The following is a 1,070-nucleotide window of genomic DNA, read 5'->3' on the forward strand; positions in this document are numbered from 1 at the left end:
CTACCGGCTACCGGCTACCGGCTACCGGCTACCGGCTACCGGCTACCGGCTACCGGCTACCGGCTACCGGCTACCGGCTACCGGCCGATGATCGTGATGGACCTGGACTCGGACCGCAAGCAGCTGCGACGATCGCTCCGCTCCACACCGGGAGACCTCCGCAGCAAGCGAGCGGTGCCACCGACCCCCGACCCGCGCGGGGGCCCGTTGGAATGGCGGTGTGCAGACAGGATGACGCCGAGCCCGGCCGCAGAGGCCGGCGATCAGAGCTCGGCGGATCCGCGCCTCCCGATACGAGCGTCCATCGGTCTCCGGATCAGCGGACGAGCCGTACTCCTGCTCGGCCGCTCCAGGCGCGGTCGGCGGTCAGCACCTCGTAGTCGAGTCGTTCCCCGAGGGCGAGGCAGAGGCGATCCGCCAGGGACAGGCCGGAGCCGACAACCCACAAGGACGCCGCGAGCTCGGCGTCCGATCGCGTCACCTCGAGCACCTGCAGGTCGTATCCGAGCAGGAGGTCCCGCGCGAGAGGCCAGGCGTGCGGCGTCCGCCCGACCTTCTGCGCGACCTCCGACCAGTTCGCGGCACCGATGCGGCACCCGCCCGCCTCGAGCGCACGCTCGACCTCGACGGCGCCGGGCTCGCCCTGCAGCAGCGTGAGCACCGCGGAGGAGTCGAGCACCGTCACCGCTCCTCGGCCCGAGCCGCGTCGCGACGCTCGCCTTCCAGCTCATCGACGAGCGATCGTCCACGAAGGCGTTCCCGCACCATGCGCAGCGCGCTTCCCCGCTCGGTGAGCAGCAGCCCATCCGGCGTCTCGACGAGCACGAGGACGGTGCCGGCGGTCCAGTTCCGAGCAGCACGGACCTCCGCGGGCACCACGATCCTGCCCTTGTCTCCCACGACCACGGATTGCGTGCCACTCACCTGCGCACGGTACCACCAAGCGGGTACGAAAAAGGCCCCGGGCGCGTGCCCAGGGCCTTCTCCGAATGAGTGTCCGGCGGTGTCCTACTCTCCCACGAGGTCGCCCTCGCAGTACCATCGGCGCTGAGAGTCTTAGCTTCCGGGTT

At 70.7% G+C, this 1,070-nt stretch carries 2 protein-coding genes and 1 rRNA gene; all 3 read right to left on the bottom strand.

Annotated features, from left to right (window positions below):
• Positions 1–316: 316 nt before the first annotated feature.
• A complete protein-coding gene (locus ACFSBI_RS16235) occupies positions 317–685 on the bottom strand; it encodes a PIN domain-containing protein (protein WP_377936782.1) in 369 nt (122 codons plus the stop codon).
• A complete protein-coding gene (locus tag ACFSBI_RS16240) occupies positions 682–924 on the bottom strand; it encodes an AbrB/MazE/SpoVT family DNA-binding domain-containing protein (RefSeq protein ID WP_377936784.1) in 243 nt (80 codons plus the stop codon). Before ACFSBI_RS16240 ends, ACFSBI_RS16235 begins: the two co-directional genes overlap by 4 nt.
• A 71-nt stretch (positions 925–995) precedes the next feature.
• Positions 996–1,070: ribosomal RNA gene (gene rrf / locus ACFSBI_RS16245) — 5S ribosomal RNA — on the bottom strand; the annotation flags it as partial.

This window comes from Amnibacterium endophyticum (assembly GCF_042680685.1).
GTDB classification, from domain to species: domain Bacteria; phylum Actinomycetota; class Actinomycetes; order Actinomycetales; family Microbacteriaceae; genus Amnibacterium; species Amnibacterium endophyticum.